Source organism: Actinomycetota bacterium, from assembly GCA_018334075.1.
GTDB lineage: Bacteria > Actinomycetota > Coriobacteriia > Anaerosomatales > UBA912 > JAGXSC01.
Genome location: JAGXSC010000044.1, coordinates 44,391 through 64,258 on the forward strand (window position 1 = coordinate 44,391; position 19,868 = coordinate 64,258).

Consider the following 19,868-nt stretch of genomic DNA (forward strand, 5'->3'; position numbering starts at 1 on the left):
TACGCGAGTATTGAGTCGCGCAAGCCAGTTGTACCGATTTATTCGGCGGAGAAGATTGCTCTGCGAATAGATGCTTTAGGTGCGCAAATCGCGCAAGATTATCAGGGACTTGATTTACGCATGGTTACTGTCCTGAAAGGGGGCATGTTTTTTCTCTCCGACCTATGCCGAGCGGCTGATCTACCCCTTCGTATCGATTTTATGGCTGTTTCTTCTTACGGCGCAGGCTCACCTGGTGTTGTCCGGATTACAAAAGACCTGGATGATTCGATTGAAAACGCCCATGTGCTGGTTGTCGAAGACATAGTGGACACAGGGCTTACCCTGAGCTACGTCTTGAAGATGCTGCGAGCAAGAAATCCATCGTCGTTGAAGGTGTGCACACTTTTCGATAAGGACGTTCGCAGAATCGTTGAGCCAGTGATTACGTATAGCGGATTTAGAGTTTCTGACAAATTTTTGGTTGGATATGGCCTTGATTTTATGGGGAAATACCGCAATCTTCCGGACGTCTTCTCTCTCGAAGATTTGCGGACAGATAACTAATGGTTCGTCTTCAAGGAGGATGCTACAGTGCAGTTGAATGACCTTATCCGGGATATAGCAGATTTTCCTGAAAAGGGGATTGTCTTCAAAGACATCACGCCTCTGTTGGCCAGCCCCGAAGGATTTCGGCAGGCGATAGATACCCTGGCTGATGAGTACATGGAGGCAGGAATCACAAAAGTTCTCGGCGCCGAAGCAAGGGGATTTATATTTGGAGGAGCACTTGCCTACAAGCTAGAGGCTGGATTTGTTCCTGCTCGCAAACCCGGCAAGTTGCCTTGGCATACAACCTCACACGAGTATGAGCTTGAGTACGGCAACGATGCGATCGAGGTACACACAGACGCTATTGGACCTGATGATATTGTGCTTATAATCGATGACGTGCTGGCGACTGGCGGTACGGCAGCTGCAAAGGCCTCGCTCGTGAGCTCGATGGGGGCCAGGGTCGCAGGATTTGCTTTCCTCATTGAGCTGGATTTTCTGAAAGGGAGAGAAAAACTCGGCGAATCCAGAATTCTGTCACTGATACATGTGGGCTAGGCATCGAGTATAGTAAGCGCCACAATGCTGTAGAGTAGCCTGCATGGAGTGTATGGAGCTGTAGTCAATGTAGGGGGCGAGTAAAGATGTCGACTGTGCGCCAAATATCAATATCGATCAAGCGTGGAACAGGGCAGATCAGTGAAGTTACCGACATGCTTGGTGATGCCGGTGTAAATATTCGTGGGTTCTCTGTATGTGACTCCAAAGATACCTGTGTTTTGCATTTGATTGTGGACTCTCCAGGCGCCGCGAGAAATGTCCTTGAGAGTAACAACGTTCTTTTTAGCGAAAAAGATGTTATTTGTCTTGCGCTAAACGATAGGCCGGGATCTTTGGCTGCCGCGCTGACGACTGTCGCAAACGCTGGGGTGCGGTTTGACTGTGTTTATTCACTGATATTGCCCTATGCTGTGCTCGATGTGGAAGATTCTTCAAAAGCATTGGAGATGTTGGAGAATCAGCCTATTCATATCGTGAATCAACAGGAGATCGCAAGTATCTGAAAGTTGGTGACATGCTCGATAGTACCTTGTTGCAGATACTTGTAGGCTTAGTCGCGCTTACGGTACTGTTATCCCTTGCTTACCTCGGCTGGGCAATGACTTATCGCTGGATAGTCAGGTCAGCTCTTCTGTCTTTGGTTGGCTACTATGAGCAAGTATCCGCCGCCCGGCATTCATTTCTGAGTGTCATAAGGCATTTAATCGCCGATTCGGATGACGCATTGATTTTTTTTGCGACTAATGCGGAAAGCGATGATCGAAAAGCGCTAATGGAAATTGCCGAGCGCATGCTGATCACTAGGGATGAACTGGACATTCGCCGACTCCCATTCAAGCTGGAGGCCGCTGCAGTCGAAATCGCAGATACCGCACACCTGCTGGCTTCTACGGCCGGAAGTTTGAGTGATGGAGGTCAAGCGGGTGAAATTTTAGACAGGATAGGGGGAATAAATCTCAAGGAGGTGGATTCACAGCATAAACTCGCAGGAAGAGTTCTTGATGAGTTATGTATCGAATATAAGATTCGCGATACTGCCGTTTACGGCGGGGGACTTTATATATGAGCGTCAATGAAGTTATCAAAAACAGCAAAAAGTGGAAGACACTCTTTGGGGTGGGCGTACTTCTTGTTTTGCTGCTGGTTGTAATGGGCTGGTGGGCTGATTTTCGCGGATCACCAACTCGCCCGGATGACACACGGGCCGGCTCGCCCACCAGTGAGATCACGACGCCAGCAGGGGAGGCGAGCTCTGGAGATCAAGCTGAAGGCCGCCCACAGCTAGTCACCGTAATAATTGAGGGATTGAACTTCAGGACAGCCCCTTCCAGTGCAAGCCAGAGGATTGGCCGACTGTCTGCAGGCACAGAGTTGACGTATTTAGGCACCGAGAACGGATGGTACCGTGTTAGAGACTCGGAAGGCCGCGAAGGGTATGTTTCAGCCAACGAAGAGTACACCAAAATCCAGTAGGGAGAACGTTGAGCAGCAAGAAGATAATTGGGCCAGCCTCAGAGTTTTTCAGGCTTCGCGTAACGAGGGTTGATGAGCCAGAGGAAACGACGTTGGACTGGCGGGACGACATACTGTATCGCACTCCTCCACAGGATATCGCCTCAATTGATTTGGCGTATCTGGTCGAGGCGGTAGATATCAGGGAAGACGGCATCGCTCACTGTATCGCTCGCTTTGACTCCGGCGCAGAAGCAAACGATGCGCTTATCGGCATACAAGAGGATCTTGAAGATATGACTCTATCGACCTTTGTTGAGCGCTATAAGATTGGTCAATAAGCACAACCGCCGAGTTGGCTAGGCTCCTCAGAGCTTACATTACATAAGATACATTATCCACGATTAGCAATATGTGCGAGCCATGGGCTGCAGGATCATTTCTTAAGTGCGCAAACAATCAATCATCGTCGCTATCAGGTATCCATACGGGGCCTATATATATCCGCTGTGTGTCGCCATGAGGTGGCAAAGACTTTAGTAGATGCTCTGCCACTGGCGGTCTGAGATCAAGCCTGGTCAGTTCAGCGGTTGTGATCAGTTCGATCGCTTCAACTCTTTTGTCGCGACTGTTCATGGTGGCTGGCCTTTTGGAGACCTTGGCCTCAAAGACCACATTGACTACGTGTCGATTTCCATTGGGATCGATGGTGTCGCTTACGAGCAGTACTCGTTCCACCTGAATCTGGAGGCCGGTTTCCTCGGCCACTTCACGAATTAGTGCTTGCTCGAGGGTCTCCCCCCACTCAACCCCCCCGCCGGGCAGTAAGTAGTAGCGCGAGTTTTTTCGCCGGTGCCGGACCACTACGATCCGACCATCAAGGAAGATGAGTGCAGCAACTCGTATCCGTGGGATTCTACTGATCTGAGCTGCCAAAGCCTTTACCTCCGCGCTCGGTGTCATCTAGCTCATCGACATCTATGAGCTCTGCATAAGTTACCTTTTGAATCACAAGTTGGGCAATCTTATCTCCCTTGATGATTTCAATAGGATTTATGCGATCCGTATTGACTGCGATGACCTTGATTTCTCCGCGATAGTGGGAGTCGATGAGACCCGGCGTATTCACGATACCGAGCCCTTTTTTTAGCGCCAGACCGCTACGGGGTTGCACAAAACCGGCGTAACCAACAGGAATGGCCATTGCGATTCCTGTGGATATGAGCTTTCGCTCACCGGGATGAATGGTTACACACTCTGAAGAGTATAGATCTAATCCTGCATCTCCTGGATGCGCATATCCCGGTAACGGCAAATCAGGGTCGAGTCGCTTGATCTTTATATGCATGGTCTACTCATGCCCCTCTCGTAATTGTCGGAATAAATTTGCCACACTCTGCGGCTGCGTGCTCGAGCTCCTTAGTAGTGTAGGGCTGAACGAGCAAAGCCGCAGGGTCAAGCGTTTGGTGGGGGCGAAATTGCTGCAAAACATAGAGTTCAGCGTCTGCAAGGTCGTGCGCTATCAACGGAAGATCGCTCAGAGATAAAAGCTGCGGGAACGTTGTAGTCCGGAACTCGTGGGCGATACCACTCTCAATGACCATCCCGGCAGCCAGTTTGACCTTTTTGCCGGTATCCGGGATAGAAGTTATGTTTTCGTACCTGTCGAATGGAACCTTTATATCCATTGCCACAGAAGATATCAGGTCATCTACGATCAGCTTGTACAGCACTTCAGGGCTGGAGCCGTTGCAGTCAAGTTTTACGGGAATTGAATATGCGGCAAACTCTTCGAGCAGGGAAAAGATATTGGGATCAGAGGTGGGCTCACCCCCACTTATAACCACGCCTTCAATCCACCTCCTTCTTTGGTGGATGTAGGCGAACAGTTCTTTCCAGCAGTCTTGGCTGTCGTTGATATGTCGTAGTTGTGGATTGTGGCAGTATGGGCACGAAAACTCGCAACCTGACAGAAAAACCGTGACACTTATGCGGCCTGGCCAGTCCAGCATTCCGGCCGCGGTCCATCCGGCAATTCGGTTTGTGGGTGGTTTACGTGTTAGCACTAGGGACATTTTTTGTCACGAGGCCAGCATGCTCCGCAGCTGCGCGGGGTCGGGTACGGTACCTCGCCAGCTGAATACCTCAGATCCCGACGAGTCTAAAAGAAGCACTGATGGAGTTGATAGAACTCCATAAAAAGTGGCCTCTGTAAGTCCGTCGAGATCATCGACGTTAAATATTCGAACGTCGTCGATCCCATCAAGCGCATGCTTGGCGGCCGGACACTTTGGGCAATCGTCCTTCACGAACAACTTTATATGCATTATGCTTCCCTATCTTGCGTGGACGGACCTGGTACACCGATTCTTACACGGGGCCTTCAAGCTTGGTTCGCACTCGATCATAGAGTTCCCCTACTTTAGATTTGTTCCATGTTTGAATCTTGGAAAAATAGCCAACGATACGCGTTACTCCGTACACCTTGAGTGAGCCACAAAGCGGGCACTGTGCTTTTAGTCCCCGACTGGTTTGACAGCAGTCTTCGCAGATTGTGAATTCAGGACTGAACGCCAACTGGGCGCATTGAGTTTGCCGGAAGGCTTTTTTGACAAAAGACATAATCGCACCGGGGTCCGGTTCATGTTCACCGAGCCATACATGAACGATAGCCCCTGCCTCTATCAATGGATGGAATCTTGACTGCTTTTCGATACGCTCGATGTAGTCTACATCTGCGTCAGCGGCAATGTGTATCGAGTTGGTGTAATAGTAATCCCCGGAAGTAAAGTTACCCTTGATGACCGAGGTCGCTTGAGCCGGCCAATACTTCATATCCAGCTTGGCAAGCCTGTACCCGGCGGATTCGGCCGGACTCTCTTCCAGTACCAGGTTGATGCCGTGGCGACTGGAGAGCTCTTTGCACTTGAGGTTTAGGGCCGCAACTACCTTCAACCCAAATCTGAGAGCATCCTCCGATTCATGAAGCTGCTTGCCGGTATGGAACTGAACCAGTTCATTTAGCCCCATAATTCCTGCCAGATAGGTTAGCTCCGACATCTTGAGATAAGGCTCACCGTCGGTATCTTGTGTCAACATACCCAGCGGACCCGATGCGCCAAGATCGACTAAGGATTGTATGAACTCTCGCTTTTGGATATGTGCCCGAGCGACCAGCTCTAACAGACGATTAATTTCGAGAAACAAGGCGCTATCGTTACCCTGAGCCTTGTATGCGACACGAGGAAGATTGATCGTAACATTTTGAAGAGCGGAAAAGCGCATGTGTTCGGGTGTGCTCGTTTGACTGAGTTGATCCTCATTCAGCTTCAGCTTCAGTCTGCAGCATTGAGATACAGTAACCTCGTCACCTCGGTCGAATACAAAATAAGTGATCCCCTGCTTGCTCGCGACCTGGCATGCGAGCTTGAGGAACTCTTCGTGCCCGGGTGCTTGAAAGAAATCTTCAGAAATATGCAGCAAGGGTTTTGGAAACACAAATGTCTTTCCGTGCGCATCTCCTTTTAGATAGACACGGAACATTGCTTCCAGAAAACGCTGAGCTTCTGGTTCATAGTCCTTGTAAGTCTTACCAGTATACTGCCCGCCAGGACCAATTGCCGGGGTGTCCGCAAAATGCTTGGGCACGTTGAAATATAGGTTGAAATCTGTAAAAACTACCTGGCTGCCGCGGGCGCCCGCGAGCTGATTGAACTCGAAAATCAACATCTGGGCTAGTTGATAGACCTCGGCGTCGGATCGGCCGGTAAGGTATGGCGCGAAAAATATGTTTATCGCTTCCCAGCCGACTGCGCCTGCATAATGAGCCTGAAGTGAGCTGGCCATTTTCACCAGATGACCGATGAGAACCTCTGCGTGTCGGGCTGGCTTGGATACGCTAGTGACGTTAGGCAGGTTCAGGCCGTATTTCTTTATGTATTCAAGTGAATGACCTCCGCAGTATGGTCGAACAACAAAGCCAAGGTCGTGGAGGTGGATGTCGCCGACATAATGTGCTTCTGCGACATCTTCGGAGAATACTCTTCTAAGTGCGAATTCCTTGAGTATGGTCTCGGCGATTGTGAGATTGACGCTCTCCGGATTATGAGTGGTATTGGAGTTCTCCTTGTTGGCGTTATTGATTATCTGCTCAAGATCCCATATTGGAATACCGAGATGGCTATGCCGCTTGTGGGCATATGTCATACCACGCTCAAGTAGCTCGAGGTCTACCATCTCTCTGATGATGGCGGTGGTGACTGTCATCAAATCAGTTCGATCGATCCTTGCTTCAACCGCCTCTGCGATATCTTCGGCGAGCTCTATCGGTATGCCCGCTTCCTTTACAAGCGACTGGCTGATCTTTGACCTGTTCCAAAGATCAATTTCCTGTCTGGAATTGGTGGATACAAGCAATGCTATGTCGGTAGGATCTGCCGAATACTCGCTAGTCGGCGGCTTGATGACGCTGATTGTGCGTTCCATGACCATATTTTGCGACCTCTTTACTGGATGTCTCTAAGTTCACGATAGAATTCGTCAAGATCCTGGAAAGACTTATAAACCGATGCGAAGCGTATGTAGGCCACCTTGTCGATATCTTTGAGAAACTTCAAGGCTACATCGCCAAGCTCTCTTGCGGTGACCTCATATCGCAAGGAGTTGTGAAGCTCTACCTCGATGTCATCAATTAATGATTCAAGGCGCTCGATCGGGATATTGCGTTTCGCGGTCGCTACCAGGAGCCCTCGGAGAATCTTGCCGCGATCAAAGGGCTCTACGGAGCCATCTTTTTTTGCGACCATCAAGGGCATCTCTTCTCGGCGCTCGTAAGTCGTGAATCGCGAAGTGCACTTTAGGCACTCACGTCTACGCCTGATGGCGTCCTGCGACTCAGAGACACGGGAGTCCACTACTTTGGTTTCGTCGTTGGCGCAAAATGGGCAACGCATTCGTCCCCCTACATGTTGGTTTCAACTGAAGACTAAAATACAACATGTAGTGGTAGTGTGACTAGAGCTTATCTCGATGCCGTGAGTGTTTCTGGGCGATCAGGGATTGGCACTTTTATTGATTCGCCAGCACTAAGCAGCGGGTCACGGATTCCGTTCATGTGTTTGATGATCTCAACGGTCTGAGCCGTAGAAAGATTGTCTGTACGATATTTTGCGGCCATAGACCACAGGGTGTCACCCGGGCGCACCAAAGCCGTACCTGATCCAAGCGCCAAAGATTCAATCGAGTTAGTCCTTGACATGCCGACAAATGCTGAAACACAGATGCCAATGATCGCAGCCAAAATGATGAAAGTTTCCAACGGCGTGAGTGAGGCAGATTTACATGATCGCGGTATTTGTCGAGCACGCTTTTTTCCCGGTGACATTCTTTGCACCCTTTCCCTTCACTATCGAGTCAGTATTTGCTTCAAAGGTACACTCCCGGTCTGACATATGCGAACATATGTTCCTATTCAAGATAAACGAACATACGTTCGAATGCAATAGATATTTGCGGTAAGCTTCTGGTTTGAGCTAGACTTGAATACGAACATACTTTCGGTTAGGAGATCTACCATGTCGTACGGCAAGGATCCAACCAAGAGGCAACTCCAAATACTGGATTTCATTCGCTCCGAGGTTCATCGCAAAGGCTTTCCCCCATCGGTGCGCGAGATCGGTCAGGCCGTAGGACTCTCTTCATCGTCGACGGTTCACGCCCACCTGGCTGCTCTTGAGGCAAAAGGATTGATCAGGCGGGACCCCTCTAAGCCCAGGGCCTTGGAAGTGTTCGATTATCGCGACACTCAAAGGGCTGTTGACTATAGTCAGGTAAGAGTTGTTCCGCTCGTTGGTCAGGTATCCGCTGGACAACCGATACTGGCCGCGGAAAACATAGAGGCGACGATGTGCCTTCCTGCCGAGCTGGCTGACGAATCCACTTTTTTGCTGCGTGTCAGGGGCGACTCAATGATCGAGGCGGGGATTTTGGACGGTGACTTCGTAGTTGTGCGCAAGCAGGAAACTGCGTCAAATGGCGAGATTGTTGTCGCGCTGCTCGACTCTGAGGCTACCGTCAAGAGGTTCTATCGTGAGGCTAATCAAATCAGGCTGCAGCCAGAAAATTCGGCGCTCGATCCGATATACAGCCGAGAAGTTGTGATACTTGGTAAGGTCATCGCGCTTTTCCGCCGAATGTAAGAGTGAATTGAGGAGCTGAAGCTGCCTCCACGCTCAGCGATTTAGCTAGAGTGGACCGATGCCAGGAATGGCTGAAAGCGGTCGATGAGTCTCGGCGGTACCAAAACGACTAGATAGGTTCCGCTATCAGTGTGCTCCTCGGAGATTATATGAGCTTGTTCTCGCGCAAGTTGTACCAAGTCTCCCCTTGTATACGGCAGTAACACCCTCATTTTGCGGCTGGCCGCATTTACCGCATCGGATATCCCTGCGATCAGATCCTCAAGGCCGGATTTGTTTACGTTGGAGACAAACAGAGAATCTGGATATTTACGTCTCAATGTCTGGAGGGCGTCTTCAGAGAGCAGATCTACCTTGCTATAAACGTTGAGAGTTGGTATTTGATCAGCGCCGATCTCTTGAAGTACTTTCATGACAGCAGCTGCCTGTGCCTGAGCCTGATGGTGAGATCCATCTATCACATGTAACAGAAGATCGGCTTCGCTGACTTCATCCAGGGTAGACTTGAAGGCTTCCACTAATTCATGTGGAAGCTTGTTGATGAACCCGACAGTATCAGTCAGAATGAGTTTTTGGCCGTCGTGTAGCGTCATTTGCCTCGAGGTTGAATCGAGGGTCGCGAAAAGCTGGTCGTGGGCGAGAACATCAGATCCGGTAAGCGAGTTGAGCAGCGAGGACTTCCCGGCATTGGTGTATCCGACAAGCGCGGCTCTAAATATCCCGCTTCGGTTTCTTGACTGACGCTGCGTGTTTCGGGTGATGGCGACCTGTCGAAGCTCTCGCTTCAATACGCTGATTCGTTTCCTTGCAAGCCGGCGGTCGGTTTCCAGCTGTGATTCCCCGGCGCCGAATCTTGTCCCTCGCCCACCGCCGAGCCTCTCAGCGACAAGGTGACTCCACATGCCACGCAAACGCGGCAGCATGTACTCCAGCTGAGCGAGTTCTACTTGGATTTTGCCCTCACGAGAAACTGCGTGAATCGCAAAGATGTTGAGGATAAGGGCGGTTCGGTCGAGTATTCGTCTGCCAGGGATCTTATCTGTGAGGTTGGCCTCTTGCCGAGGACTTAGCTGATCGTCGAATATCACGAAATCCGCACAGCTTTCCTCGGCGATCTTGCGGATTTCCTCAACCTTGCCTGAGCCAATGAATGTCTGAGGATGCGGTTTATCCAGTTTTTGGGAGGTTACGGCTACGATTTCGTGCCCGAGAGTGTCTGCCAATCTCTCCAGTTCGGCCAGAGACTCTGCTATCGGCCACTCCATGCTACCGGAATCGAGGCCGACCAGCATGGCGCGCGGGCGGTGGTCGTTTCGTTCCCACTCGGGCGCTTTGGTCCGCCCTCCCACTTTTGCATCCTCCCTTTAGAGGGATCGCTTGATGCGCGCCAGAGCTTCGATCAGGCGATCCTCGGGCGTGGCCAAAGATATGCGGATGTAGCCTTCGCCGCTGGGGCCGTAAGCGTTTCCTGGAGCTACTATGACGTTGGCTTGTTCAAGGATTTTTGTTGCGAAGGAGGCAGAGTCGTATCCTTCGGGAACTTTTGCCCATACATAGATTGTGCCCTTGGGGACACGAGCGGATATTCCGGCATCGCTCAGTGCGTCGATCACCAGATCGCGGCGATGCTGATATACACGTGAAAGCTCGAAGGTTATCTCCTGAGGCCCGAGCATCGCTTCTATTGCAGCGTCTTGGACCGCAGTGAAGGCACCAGAATCGATATTACTTTTGACGGTGCCCAAGGCATTTATGGCAGAGGCGTTTCCGGCCGCAAAGGCGATTCGCCATCCGGTCATGTTATACGCTTTCGAGCAGCTAAATAGCTCGATTGCAACCTCTTTGGCGCCTGGCCGCTCGAGTAGGCTTGGCGGCCTGTATCCATCAAAGCCAATCTCGCTGTAGGCATTATCGTGTATCAACAGCAGGTCATGTTTTTTTGCGAAAGCTATTGCACGATCGAAGTACTCCGGCGAAGCAATGGCCGATGTGGGGTTATTGGGATAGGACAGAAACATCATCTTGGCTCTCGCAAGAACATCCGGAGGACAGCTCTCGAAATCCGCCAGGAAGTCGTTCTCCTCGCTCATCGGCATGAACCAGCTCTCCCCACCAACGAGAATTCCGCCAGTGTGGTAGACTGGATAACCGCATCCCGGAACAAGAGTCACATCGCCTGGATCCACGTAGGCGATAAAGACGTGGGCGATACCCTCTTTTGAACCGATCAGAGCAAGAACCTCTGTGTCCGCGTCAAGTTGCACGCCGAAACGGCGATTCATCCACTCGGCGCAAGCCTCACGATATCGCTTCGACCCAAAATAGCTGGGGTATTGATGGTTGGAAGGCACTCGGATAGCGTCGCTCATTGCGTTCACGATATTTTCCGGTGTTGGTAAATCAGGGTCTCCGATGCCCAGAGATATAACATCGATTCCCTGCGAAAGCTTCTCTTCTTTCTTGCGGTCGATTTCGGCAAACAGGTATGGCGGAAGGTTGGCGATCCTGTTGGCTGTTCTCACTGCGGGTGCATCCTTTCGTTTTGGTTATTGCAGATTGATGGTACCGGAAAAAACTTCTGTTGCAGGTCCTGTCATATATATGTGGTCATCGGTGTCCCACAGGATGAAAAGCTCTCCGCCAGGTAGCTCAACGGTGGCACTTCTGCCGACACGATCGGCTAGGCTGGCTGCGACCAAAGTTGCGCATGCCCCTGTTCCACAGGCAAGCGTCTCACCCACTCCCCGCTCCCACACCCGCAAGCGTATTCTGTCAACACCAACTACTTGCGCAAACTCGACGTTGGTTTTCAGAGGAAAAATGGGACTGTTTTCTATGATGGGCCCTACAGTTGTGACCGGCGCCTTACCGATATCATCTACCCATATCACGGCGTGCGGATTCCCCATGGAGACAGCGGTAGCGGTGAACTCTCCATAGGGTGTCGCGATCGAATAATCAGAAACGATATCATCCGGCATCAAATCTGAAATATCTTTGGAGATAACCCTAGGCTTACCCATATCTACGGTCGCAGCACCCATTAACCCCGCCGAAGTCAGCTCGAAGCGAATAGGCTTTATTCCGCCGAGAGTTTCAACCCTAAGCTCCCCGAGGGAGCTATCGACGAGTGAATGATCGACAAGGTACTTGGCGAAGCAGCGAACGCCGTTCCCGCACATCTCCGCCTTCGAGCCATCGGCGTTGTGATATAGCATGAAGTAGTCTGCGGCGGTGCTGGTTGCAGGCCTGACAAGTATCAGTCCGTCTCCGCCTATCCCAAGGTTTCGATCGCACAACCAGGCGATAGTTTCGGCCGGAATTTCAATGGAGCAGTCGAGGTCTTCAATCACGACGAAATCGTTGCCGAGGCCGTGCATCTTTGTGAATCGAATTGACATGTACTTCCTCATGGTTGTGAATCGGTTTTCGCAGATTACATTATGAACGAGTTTGATTCAATTGCCCGAGCAATTTCAGCGGCACAATCTTCGTGAGACTTTCCGGTTGCATCAATCCAGACGATACGCTCGTCCCTACGAAACCAGGAGATCTGACGTTTCGCATATCGCCGGGTTGCTTGAATGACAGCGGAAGTGGCCTCAAGAAGCGAGGTACGCCCCTCAAGCACTGGGACAAACTCTTTGTACCCAATCGCCTGAGCGGACGTAACAGCTTCGCGAAATCCGCGATCAAGCAGTGTTGCGATCTCATCGAGGAGCCCCGACTCGAGCATCGATTCGACTCGCAGCTCAATCGCCCGATACAAGGCCGCTCTTTCCATGGTCAGCCCAAAGCGGAGGGTTTCGAATACGTCGTGGTACTCGGAAAATCCCGAATGTTGTTCGGCGTAAGAGCGGCCCTGCTCGGCCATTTCGAGCGCACGGAGGGTTCTCCTTAGATTGTTTGGGTGGATCAGCTTTGCTGATTCAGGGTCGGCCGCTGTTAATCTCTTGTGCATCGCGTGGGCGCCGATACACTCTGCCTCAGCCTCAAGTTTAAGTCTAGACTCGGAAGATACATCGCCTGCAGGAAACGAAAAGTCATCAAGGACCGCTCTTACATAAAGACCGGTGCCGCCAACCACAAATGGCCTTTTTTCGCGAGAGTCGATGTCGATGATCGCCTGGCGCGCACACTCTTGATAGAGAGCCGCCGAGAAGTTCTCTCCAGGCTCGACTAGATCAATGCAGTGATACCGAACGCTTCGCCTCGCAGGTGGGACTTTGGCCGTTCCTGTATCCATTCCCCGATAGACCTGCATGGAGTCCGCGCTTATTATCTCGCCATTGAGCTGCTCGGCAAGTAGCTGCCCGATACTGGATTTTCCCACGCCAGTCGGGCCGAGTATCGCGATTACCGGAATTTTTTGGGGAAGCTCACGTATATCTGACAACGTTGAATCTCTCTAATGTGTAAGGTTCATCAGGGCTCAGTCCAGCCTTTTTCTTGGCGATGGATAGTTGCTGCTCGGGAGTTTCGATGTGACTCAGGTCGGGCAGCAAAACTCCTCTTTTTGTGCCGGAAGATACGATCACACCCCATTTTCGTGGATCCAAATCGGAGATGCTGCATTTTTGGGGCTGCTCGATGAGGTCTACCTTTATGGTGAGAGTATCGAGTTCATCTGCCGATACCGACGCGAATCTGCAGTCAGCGGTAGCGGCTTGAACTGCACTTTTTGCGATTTCGCTCGCGATGTTATCGCAAGTCGGATATATCGAACCGATACATCCACGCAGCCGGCCTTCACTGTGAAGTGACACAAAAACACCTGTGCGATCGGGAAGATCGCCGACATCATAGAGTTTAGGCTCGAGCATCTTTCCTGTAAAAAGGAAGTGCCGAATAGCGCTTCTTGCCAGTGTGATCGGATCGGCAAACACGGCTTGGGGATAAAAATCTACACTGTCCCCCAAAGGAGCCAGCTGTTCGTTTATCACAGCGGTCAGATAGCCCACTCCCCACGGACGCTCATAGGAGAGCACTCTGGTGTAAGCGGGAGAAGATGCCGCACCAACTGCGATAAACGAACGCAAACCACACTGACCTGCTTCGTCTATGAGCGACGAATCAAGATTTGAAAGCCCGAGATAGTCGTTCGCGGAGATCAAAGTGATCAGCGCCCTGTCGAATTCGGCCGCTCGGCTAGAGTATCCCGCCGGTGCGTCTGGAGTGAGCTTGTGGCTGCAGTCTCCGCTACCCACAACTGCAAGTCTTGTATTCAGGGAGGCCGCAGCCATACGCAAAACGGCGCCTAGGTGGAGATAGTTTTCTAAAGCTAAGGTTGAGGCTGATATTGGGATAATTGGCCAGCGGGAATTTGGATTGAGTATCGACATCGGCACGATCACACCGTGATCTAAAGTGCCCGCATAAAGTGAAGGTACGGACACCCTGTCGATTGCTGGAATACCTCTATCGTCAAGGCGATAAAGTAATTCCTGAGCGAATGCGGGGTTTCCTCGGAAGGAGCTTGAGATTGTAGCCGCGCCAAATTCTCTTAGCGATCCAACGTGCTTGGGTGAGGAGTCGACGCTTATGGCACCAGCAATCGTGGGGGTATGGGGTGATAGCACCACGATGATCTCGGGATCGAACCGAGTCAGCGCTTTTGCAGCAAAGTGCAGAGAAGAAGAGGTTTGAGCTGTGCGAGCGGAATCTTTGCCGCCAACTGCCTCAAGCATGATCGGTGGATGTGGAGCTATTATGCCGTAAACCTCAGATACCGAAGGGCCCATGACTCACTCCCCGCTCTCGCGTGCCTCTATTCAAGCAAATACCCTGAAAGAAACCAAGTTTGCGCTGATGTGATCTTTACATCGAGGATACGTCCCTCTAGCGCTTTTAGTGCTGTGCTAGCGGAAAGCGGCGCGTGGACTATCTTGTTGCCGTCGCTGCGCCCGCTAAGCATATTGGGATCTTTTTTAGAGGTGCCCTCAATCAAGACCCTTTGCACACTACCGACAAGCGCTTCGTTCTTTTTCAGGGCGCTGGCATGGATCATTTCAACCAGTCTGTCAAATCGCTTCTGGGTTACCTCGCGTGGCACCGTTTCTGTCAAGGTTGCCGCCGGCGTACCTTCCCGAGGCGAATATATGAAGGTGAAAGCTTGATCGTAGTTGGCCGCGCCAACCAACGAAAGTGTCTGCTCGAAGTCTTCTTCTGATTCACCAGGAAAGCCAACTATGATATCGGTGGAAAGGGAGAGGTCTGGCATCGCCGCGTAAAGTCTCTCTACGGTGGAAAGATAGTGAGCCGCAGTGTATCCCCTATTCATGGCTTCAAGAATTCGGTCAGATCCTGACTGCACCGGCAGGTGCAGCGCTCGACTGATTGCAGATTGGCTAGCCATCATCGCGATGGTTTCATCGGAGATGTCTTTTGGATGAGAAGTTGCGAATCGAATTCTGCTTGTCCCGGTTTGTGCGACTTTCTCGAGCAGATCGGTGAAGCGAGGGGCTCCATACAGGTCCCGTCCGTAGGAATTGACGTTTTGGCCGAGCAAGGTGACCTCTATAACCCCTTCGGCCAGCAGCTGTTTCGTCTCGGCAACGATCTCATCGATGGCTCTACTGCGCTCCCTGCCTCGAACATGCGGAACGATGCAGTAGGTGCAAAAGTTGTCGCATCCTACCGTAATTGGTACCCATGCCTGAAATGGTCGCTCTCTTTGGGAGGGCAGCTCGGAGGCGAACGTGTCTGAGGAATCCATAATTTCAACTACAGCCGATGGCGAATCAGCAGCGGTTAGCAGCAGTTCTGGCAGGCGACTGATGTTGTGGGTGCCGAATACGACATCGACGTGTGGCAGCTCTTTCAGTAGCGTGCTTCCATCGCGTTGTCCGATGCATCCCCCAACCGCTATGAGAACGTCCGGGCGCTCGGTCTTGATCGCTTTCAGGCTCGCCACCTGTCCAGTCAGGCGTGAATCAGCGTTATCTCTGACACAGCAGGTCATGAATACCAGGACATCGGAGTCGGTGAAGCTGTCTGCAGGGGAAAGCCCACAGGACTCCAGAAGCCCGGCGACCCTTTCGGAATCATGTTTGTTCATTTGGCACCCGAAAGTGCGAATTGCGTAAGTTTTCATAGCGAGGCAGTCTATCTGTGATTGTCGGATAGTTTCAACAGTTCTATAAGTGATTTCACTGGAATCTTTTCTCCGCCCAACAAGCCTCCTGGCGAGTCGAACCCGTGGAAATCGGATCCGCCGGTGACGAGAAGGTCATATTTATCGGCAATCTCGGTGTAGTGTTGCTTTTGCGTATGGGTGTGCAGAGGATGGTATACCTCAATACCGCCGAGCCCAGCCTCCACCAGATATGGAATGCATTCATCGCTATCATGCACTCCTGGATGAGCAAAAACCGCAACGCCTCCAGCCGCTATGATTGACTCGATCACCTCGGCGGGATCAACCTCGGGTTTTGGAATATAAAATGGCCTTCCGTGACCTATAAGATCAGAAAAAGCCTCGGAGGCAGTCGAGCACAGTCCGCCCGCGACCAAAGCTCTAGCGATATGGGAGCGGCCAAGACTGCCGCTGCCTGCCAGATTTAGAACGTCTTCAAACTGGACCATAATTCCACTGTCGCGGAGTCGAGCTACCATCTTTCTAGCTCGGGTAGCTCTTGCTTGTCTAAGTGATACGAGCCGGTCGATAAGAGAAGGATTGGCAGGATCGATAAAGTATCCCAGAATATGCAGGTCAGTACCGTTCCAGGAGGCTGAAAGTTCAACGCCAGGGATGACGATGAGATCTGTTTTCTCGGCGGCGGAAAGTGCTTCGCCAATACCTTCTACCGAGTCATGATCGGTTATTGCAAGTGCGGTCAATCCCTGGCACAGTGACGACTCGACAAGTTGAGCAGGAGAGAGTGCTCCATCAGATGCCGTGCTGTGAACGTGCAGGTCAAATTGCATCGGGCCACGTCTCACTTCTGCAAAAGAAGTATTCAAGCTGACATGTCGCGTAGCTCGACAAGCAGACGGATCGCAGTGCGCTCCTCGCCTTTGATTATTATGTCCGCGAAGGCGGGCACGCACGTTAGCTCCATTCCGGAAGGGGCAAGAAATCCTCGGGCTATGGCAATGGCTTTAATTGCCTGATTGAGTGCGCCGGCCCCAACGGTTTGCATCTCAACTGCGCCGTGATCTCGAATAATTCCTGCTAGCGCACCTGCAACAGAGTTAGGATTAGACTTGGAGGATACTTTTAGAACTTCCACTGGCACTCCTTGGATCCATGTAAATTTCTGGTTCTGCTTGCTAAAAATGTGCTACAGATAGTGGCTTTACATTATTGTAACGGATTGAGCCGGATGATTCTCAGTCGTCTTTCTCGATATCAAAACGTACGGATATTGAGTCCTTGGTAATGCGAATCCGCGGTTCACTCTTCGCGTAAAGAAAATACTTTTCAGCCAGCGAGTCAAAAGCAGTCGATACTTCCCGCCTGAAATCAACGAGGTCGCTCGGGTGAATCTTTAGCCCTTTACGGTTGCGGTATATGTCAGGCTCGGCCTTGGGAGCAAGCTCGCCAGCTGTAAAGAGCATTCGGATTATCGGGTCGATAGCACCGATCTCCTCAGCCAGAATGCGATGCGCTGTGCGTTCCGAGACCGGCAAGCCCACTGAAAGTGCTAACTCTGCCAGCTCAATAGCATCAGCCGCCATTCCCGGGCGTTGCCAAACAGGCAAAGATTCAATGTCCTCGGCGATCAAACGCCCTGTTCGCTCGATTGCAGTCCTTGACATAGTGGTGATAGTGGCAAGGATCTCTGTCGGCGAGCCTAGATAGATGTCCAGCTCGGGATGCTCACATGCAAACTCGACTGTATGTCTTAAAATATTGCGAGTTCCCCTGATTACCCTCCATCGCTCGTCCGATTCACGCTCTATCTGGGGCCACGAAGACTGATCAGATCTTTCCGTCAGCACGGCACAGTCGCAAGAAACCGTAATGGCGCAACCCATAGCCTTCTCTGATCTTGCTATCTTAGCAAGCGCTACGTTTTCCCGGACACTATAAAGTGCCATGCCTCGACCGTGAACCCCCCACTTATCCATCACCATCGCCTCAAGCTTCGATGTTATTCTCGGCTCGAAAACACGCTCGTGCATGGAGTGAGGAATACCGCACCCATCATCAATGATAGTGATATTGCGAGACTCTTCAGTCCGGTTTGTTGAAACAAATATTTGTTTGGCGCCAGCGTCTCTTGAGTTCCTGAGTAGCTCCACGAGCACATCCTCGACACAGCGAATGTCGTGTTTGGCTTGTCGTCGCTCGGCCTCCGCGATGTGCAATCTGACATATCCGTCATCAAGAGTTTCTTCGACTTGCCGAAAGCCACTGCCTGAGATGGAGGTCACAAAATCCAGGGTAGTCTTGTTGGAATCACTCATGATTGAGCTCCGATGTCAGATCACTTAGCGTATTCGACGACCCTGCTTTCGCGAATCACCAATACCTTAATCTGACCCGGATACTCGAGTTCATCCTCGATCTGCTTTGCAATATCACGGGCGAGAATAATAGTGCTTGCATCGTCAATTACTTCAGGCTTGACCATAATGCGGATTTCGCGACCAGCCTGCATCGCATAGCATTTTTCTACACTAGGGTGGCTTTGAGCGACCGCCTCTAGTTTTTCGAGGCGCTTAATGTAACTTTCAAGAGTCTCTCGCCTGGCGCCAGGACGTGCAGCGGAGATGGCATCTGCGGCCTGAACCAGTACGGCTTCGACGGTCATTGGCTCTACGTCGGCATGGTGAGCCTCAATGCAGTGGATAATCTGCGCTGGCTCATTCATACGTCTGGCAAGATCGGCGCCTATGACCGCATGTGGACCATCGACTTCGTGATCGATAGCTTTTCCAAGATCGTGCAACAGACCCGCTCTTTTGGCCAGATCAACGTCTACGCCCAACTCGGCTGCCATGACACCAGCCAAATGTGCGACCTCAAGGGAGTGCTTCAGCACGTTTTGCCCGTACGAAGTTCTGAACTTGAGTCTGCCCAATGTGCGAAGTAGCTCGCCGTGCAGGCCGTGTATGCCTGCATCGAAAGAGGCTTGCTCGCCCGACTCCTGAATGACTTGATTGACTTGAATTTCAGCCTTCTTGAACATCTCCTCAATCCGCGCCGGGTGAATTCGCCCATCAGCGAGGAGTGCCTCAAGGGTGATTCTGCCGATCTCTCTTCTGACGGGATCAAAGCTTGAGAGAATTACAGCCTCAGGAGTGTCATCGATGATCAGATTAATTCCGGTGAGCTGCTCAAATGCACGTATATTTCGGCCTTCTCTACCAATAATCCGACCCTTCAGGTCATCGCTTGGTATGTGAATAACCGAAACGGTAGATTCGGCAGTGTGATCTGCGGAAACCCTCTGGATCGCAATACCGACAATGTTTTTGGCTTTCTTGTCAGCTTCTTCACGTGCCCTTGCCTCGGTTTCCCGAATCAGCGCCGCAGCATCTTTTTTGACGTCATTTTCGATTTGCTGAAGAAGGTGGCTTCTGGCTTCATCCGCGGTCATTCCTGCAAGTGACTGTAAGCGATCATTTGCGTGTGAGATCAACGCGTCAAGATCGCTTTCCTTCTTGGTGATCTGCCCTTGAAGAGAGGAAAGTTGATGCTCGCGCTTTTCTACCGTTTCGATCCTGCGGTCAAGGGTCTCTTCCCGCTGAGTAAGACGATTTTCCAGCGCAGCAATTTCCTTGCGGCGCTCCTTTACTTCCAGGTCAGTTTCCTGTTTGAGATTGAATGCCTGGTCTTTAGCCTCAATGAGTGCTTCTCTTTTGAGGGTTTCTGCGTGCTTTTCGGCTTCTTTTATCATCCTATCGGCATTCTCGGCTGCCAGCTCTATCCGACCTTTGAGAATGAAGCGATTCAGAAAGAAGCCGACAGCGGCACCGATGATCAAGCCAATGAGCATGAATAGAATTTCACTCATCTGTGCGCTCCTCCTTTCGACAACCTGACAGTTATTCGCCAGTCGTCAGCTGCCCTTGAGGGTTGACCGTTGCGCACAGTGCAAAGGAGGCGCGATTGCGTCAATACCACTGATACGGTTCAGCGACCAGGCGAACGATGGCATGAGACTTTTAGCCGCTTAA

The 19,868-nt window shown here is 51.4% G+C and carries 24 protein-coding genes; 7 read left to right on the top strand and 17 right to left on the bottom strand.

Going from position 1 to position 19,868, the window contains the following annotated elements:
• Positions 1-9: 9 nt before the first annotated feature.
• The 6 genes from hpt to KGZ89_05345 all read left to right on the top strand — a co-directional run bounded on the left by hpt (position 10) and on the right by KGZ89_05345 (position 2,885).
• The gene (gene hpt / locus KGZ89_05320) at positions 10-546 is read left to right on the top strand and encodes a hypoxanthine phosphoribosyltransferase (protein MBS3974269.1); all 537 of its coding nucleotides are present in this window, start codon (positions 10-12) and stop codon (positions 544-546) included.
• A gap of 27 nt (positions 547-573) precedes the next feature.
• Positions 574-1,089, top strand: a complete 516-nt coding sequence (locus tag KGZ89_05325) for an adenine phosphoribosyltransferase (GenBank protein ID MBS3974270.1) — start codon at positions 574-576, stop codon at positions 1,087-1,089.
• A gap of 86 nt (positions 1,090-1,175) precedes the next feature.
• Positions 1,176-1,595 carry a hypothetical protein gene (locus KGZ89_05330; protein MBS3974271.1) on the top strand — a complete coding sequence of 140 codons (420 nt, stop codon included), beginning with the start codon at positions 1,176-1,178 and terminating at the stop codon, positions 1,593-1,595.
• An 11-nt stretch (positions 1,596-1,606) separates the two neighbouring features.
• Complete coding sequence (locus tag KGZ89_05335; protein MBS3974272.1) at positions 1,607-2,158, top strand: hypothetical protein; 552 nt, start codon at positions 1,607-1,609, stop codon at positions 2,156-2,158.
• Positions 2,155-2,565 (top strand): SH3 domain-containing protein, encoded by a 411-nt coding sequence (locus tag KGZ89_05340; protein ID MBS3974273.1) that lies wholly within the window; start codon positions 2,155-2,157, stop codon positions 2,563-2,565. The genes KGZ89_05335 and KGZ89_05340 overlap by 4 nt, the downstream gene beginning before the upstream one ends.
• A gap of 8 nt (positions 2,566-2,573) precedes the next feature.
• Positions 2,574-2,885, top strand: coding sequence for a hypothetical protein (locus KGZ89_05345; protein ID MBS3974274.1), 312 nt, complete (start codon positions 2,574-2,576; stop codon positions 2,883-2,885).
• Between the two features lie 118 nt (positions 2,886-3,003).
• On the opposite strand, the gene KGZ89_05350 is transcribed toward KGZ89_05345, so the two are convergent.
• The 7 genes from KGZ89_05350 to KGZ89_05380 form a co-directional block, all read right to left on the bottom strand.
• Entirely contained in the window at positions 3,004-3,480 is a 477-nt protein-coding gene (locus tag KGZ89_05350; protein MBS3974275.1) for an NUDIX hydrolase, read from the bottom strand.
• On the bottom strand, positions 3,461-3,892 hold the full coding sequence (gene dut, locus KGZ89_05355; protein ID MBS3974276.1) for a dUTP diphosphatase: 432 nt from the start codon (positions 3,890-3,892) through the stop codon (positions 3,461-3,463). The genes KGZ89_05350 and dut overlap by 20 nt, the downstream gene beginning before the upstream one ends.
• Before the next feature lie 7 nt (positions 3,893-3,899).
• The gene (locus KGZ89_05360) at positions 3,900-4,556 is read right to left on the bottom strand and encodes an anaerobic ribonucleoside-triphosphate reductase activating protein (protein MBS3974277.1); all 657 of its coding nucleotides are present in this window, start codon (positions 4,554-4,556) and stop codon (positions 3,900-3,902) included.
• A gap of 69 nt (positions 4,557-4,625) precedes the next feature.
• On the bottom strand, positions 4,626-4,871 hold the full coding sequence (locus tag KGZ89_05365; protein ID MBS3974278.1) for a thioredoxin family protein: 246 nt from the start codon (positions 4,869-4,871) through the stop codon (positions 4,626-4,628).
• 43 nt (positions 4,872-4,914) lie between these two features.
• Positions 4,915-7,029, bottom strand: coding sequence for an anaerobic ribonucleoside-triphosphate reductase (nrdD, locus tag KGZ89_05370; protein MBS3974279.1), 2,115 nt, complete (start codon positions 7,027-7,029; stop codon positions 4,915-4,917).
• A gap of 20 nt (positions 7,030-7,049) precedes the next feature.
• Positions 7,050-7,496, bottom strand: a complete 447-nt coding sequence (gene nrdR / locus KGZ89_05375) for a transcriptional regulator NrdR (GenBank protein MBS3974280.1) — start codon at positions 7,494-7,496, stop codon at positions 7,050-7,052.
• Positions 7,497-7,564: 68 nt separating this feature from the next.
• Positions 7,565-7,927 carry a LysM peptidoglycan-binding domain-containing protein gene (locus tag KGZ89_05380; GenBank protein ID MBS3974281.1) on the bottom strand — a complete coding sequence of 121 codons (363 nt, stop codon included), beginning with the start codon at positions 7,925-7,927 and terminating at the stop codon, positions 7,565-7,567.
• 190 nt (positions 7,928-8,117) lie between these two features.
• Here KGZ89_05380 and lexA point away from each other — a divergent pair, with 190 nt between their 5' ends.
• A complete protein-coding gene (gene lexA, locus KGZ89_05385; GenBank protein MBS3974282.1) occupies positions 8,118-8,741 on the top strand; it encodes a transcriptional repressor LexA in 624 nt (207 codons plus the stop codon).
• A 41-nt stretch (positions 8,742-8,782) separates the two neighbouring features.
• On the opposite strand, the gene hflX is transcribed toward lexA, so the two are convergent.
• From hflX to rny, 10 genes are all read right to left on the bottom strand, one after another.
• Entirely contained in the window at positions 8,783-10,033 is a 1,251-nt protein-coding gene (gene hflX / locus KGZ89_05390) for a GTPase HflX (protein ID MBS3974283.1), read from the bottom strand.
• 72 nt (positions 10,034-10,105) lie between these two features.
• A complete protein-coding gene (locus tag KGZ89_05395) occupies positions 10,106-11,263 on the bottom strand; it encodes an LL-diaminopimelate aminotransferase (GenBank protein ID MBS3974284.1) in 1,158 nt (385 codons plus the stop codon).
• Positions 11,264-11,287: 24 nt separating this feature from the next.
• Positions 11,288-12,136 carry a diaminopimelate epimerase gene (locus KGZ89_05400; protein MBS3974285.1) on the bottom strand — a complete coding sequence of 283 codons (849 nt, stop codon included), beginning with the start codon at positions 12,134-12,136 and terminating at the stop codon, positions 11,288-11,290.
• A gap of 41 nt (positions 12,137-12,177) precedes the next feature.
• The gene (gene miaA, locus KGZ89_05405; protein ID MBS3974286.1) at positions 12,178-13,137 is read right to left on the bottom strand and encodes a tRNA (adenosine(37)-N6)-dimethylallyltransferase MiaA; all 960 of its coding nucleotides are present in this window, start codon (positions 13,135-13,137) and stop codon (positions 12,178-12,180) included.
• Positions 13,121-14,482, bottom strand: a complete 1,362-nt coding sequence (gene amrA / locus KGZ89_05410) for an AmmeMemoRadiSam system protein A (GenBank protein ID MBS3974287.1) — start codon at positions 14,480-14,482, stop codon at positions 13,121-13,123. Before amrA ends, miaA begins: the two co-directional genes overlap by 17 nt.
• A gap of 26 nt (positions 14,483-14,508) precedes the next feature.
• Complete coding sequence (gene miaB / locus KGZ89_05415) at positions 14,509-15,834, bottom strand: tRNA (N6-isopentenyl adenosine(37)-C2)-methylthiotransferase MiaB (GenBank protein ID MBS3974288.1); 1,326 nt, start codon at positions 15,832-15,834, stop codon at positions 14,509-14,511.
• Between the two features lie 11 nt (positions 15,835-15,845).
• Positions 15,846-16,667, bottom strand: a complete 822-nt coding sequence (locus KGZ89_05420; protein MBS3974289.1) for a PHP domain-containing protein — start codon at positions 16,665-16,667, stop codon at positions 15,846-15,848.
• 32 nt (positions 16,668-16,699) lie between these two features.
• The gene (locus KGZ89_05425; GenBank protein ID MBS3974290.1) at positions 16,700-16,972 is read right to left on the bottom strand and encodes a stage V sporulation protein S; all 273 of its coding nucleotides are present in this window, start codon (positions 16,970-16,972) and stop codon (positions 16,700-16,702) included.
• A gap of 100 nt (positions 16,973-17,072) precedes the next feature.
• Positions 17,073-18,152, bottom strand: coding sequence for an ATP-binding protein (locus KGZ89_05430; GenBank protein ID MBS3974291.1), 1,080 nt, complete (start codon positions 18,150-18,152; stop codon positions 17,073-17,075).
• Between the two features lie 20 nt (positions 18,153-18,172).
• Positions 18,173-19,705, bottom strand: coding sequence for a ribonuclease Y (rny, locus tag KGZ89_05435; protein ID MBS3974292.1), 1,533 nt, complete (start codon positions 19,703-19,705; stop codon positions 18,173-18,175).
• Positions 19,706-19,868: the final 163 nt, after the last annotated feature.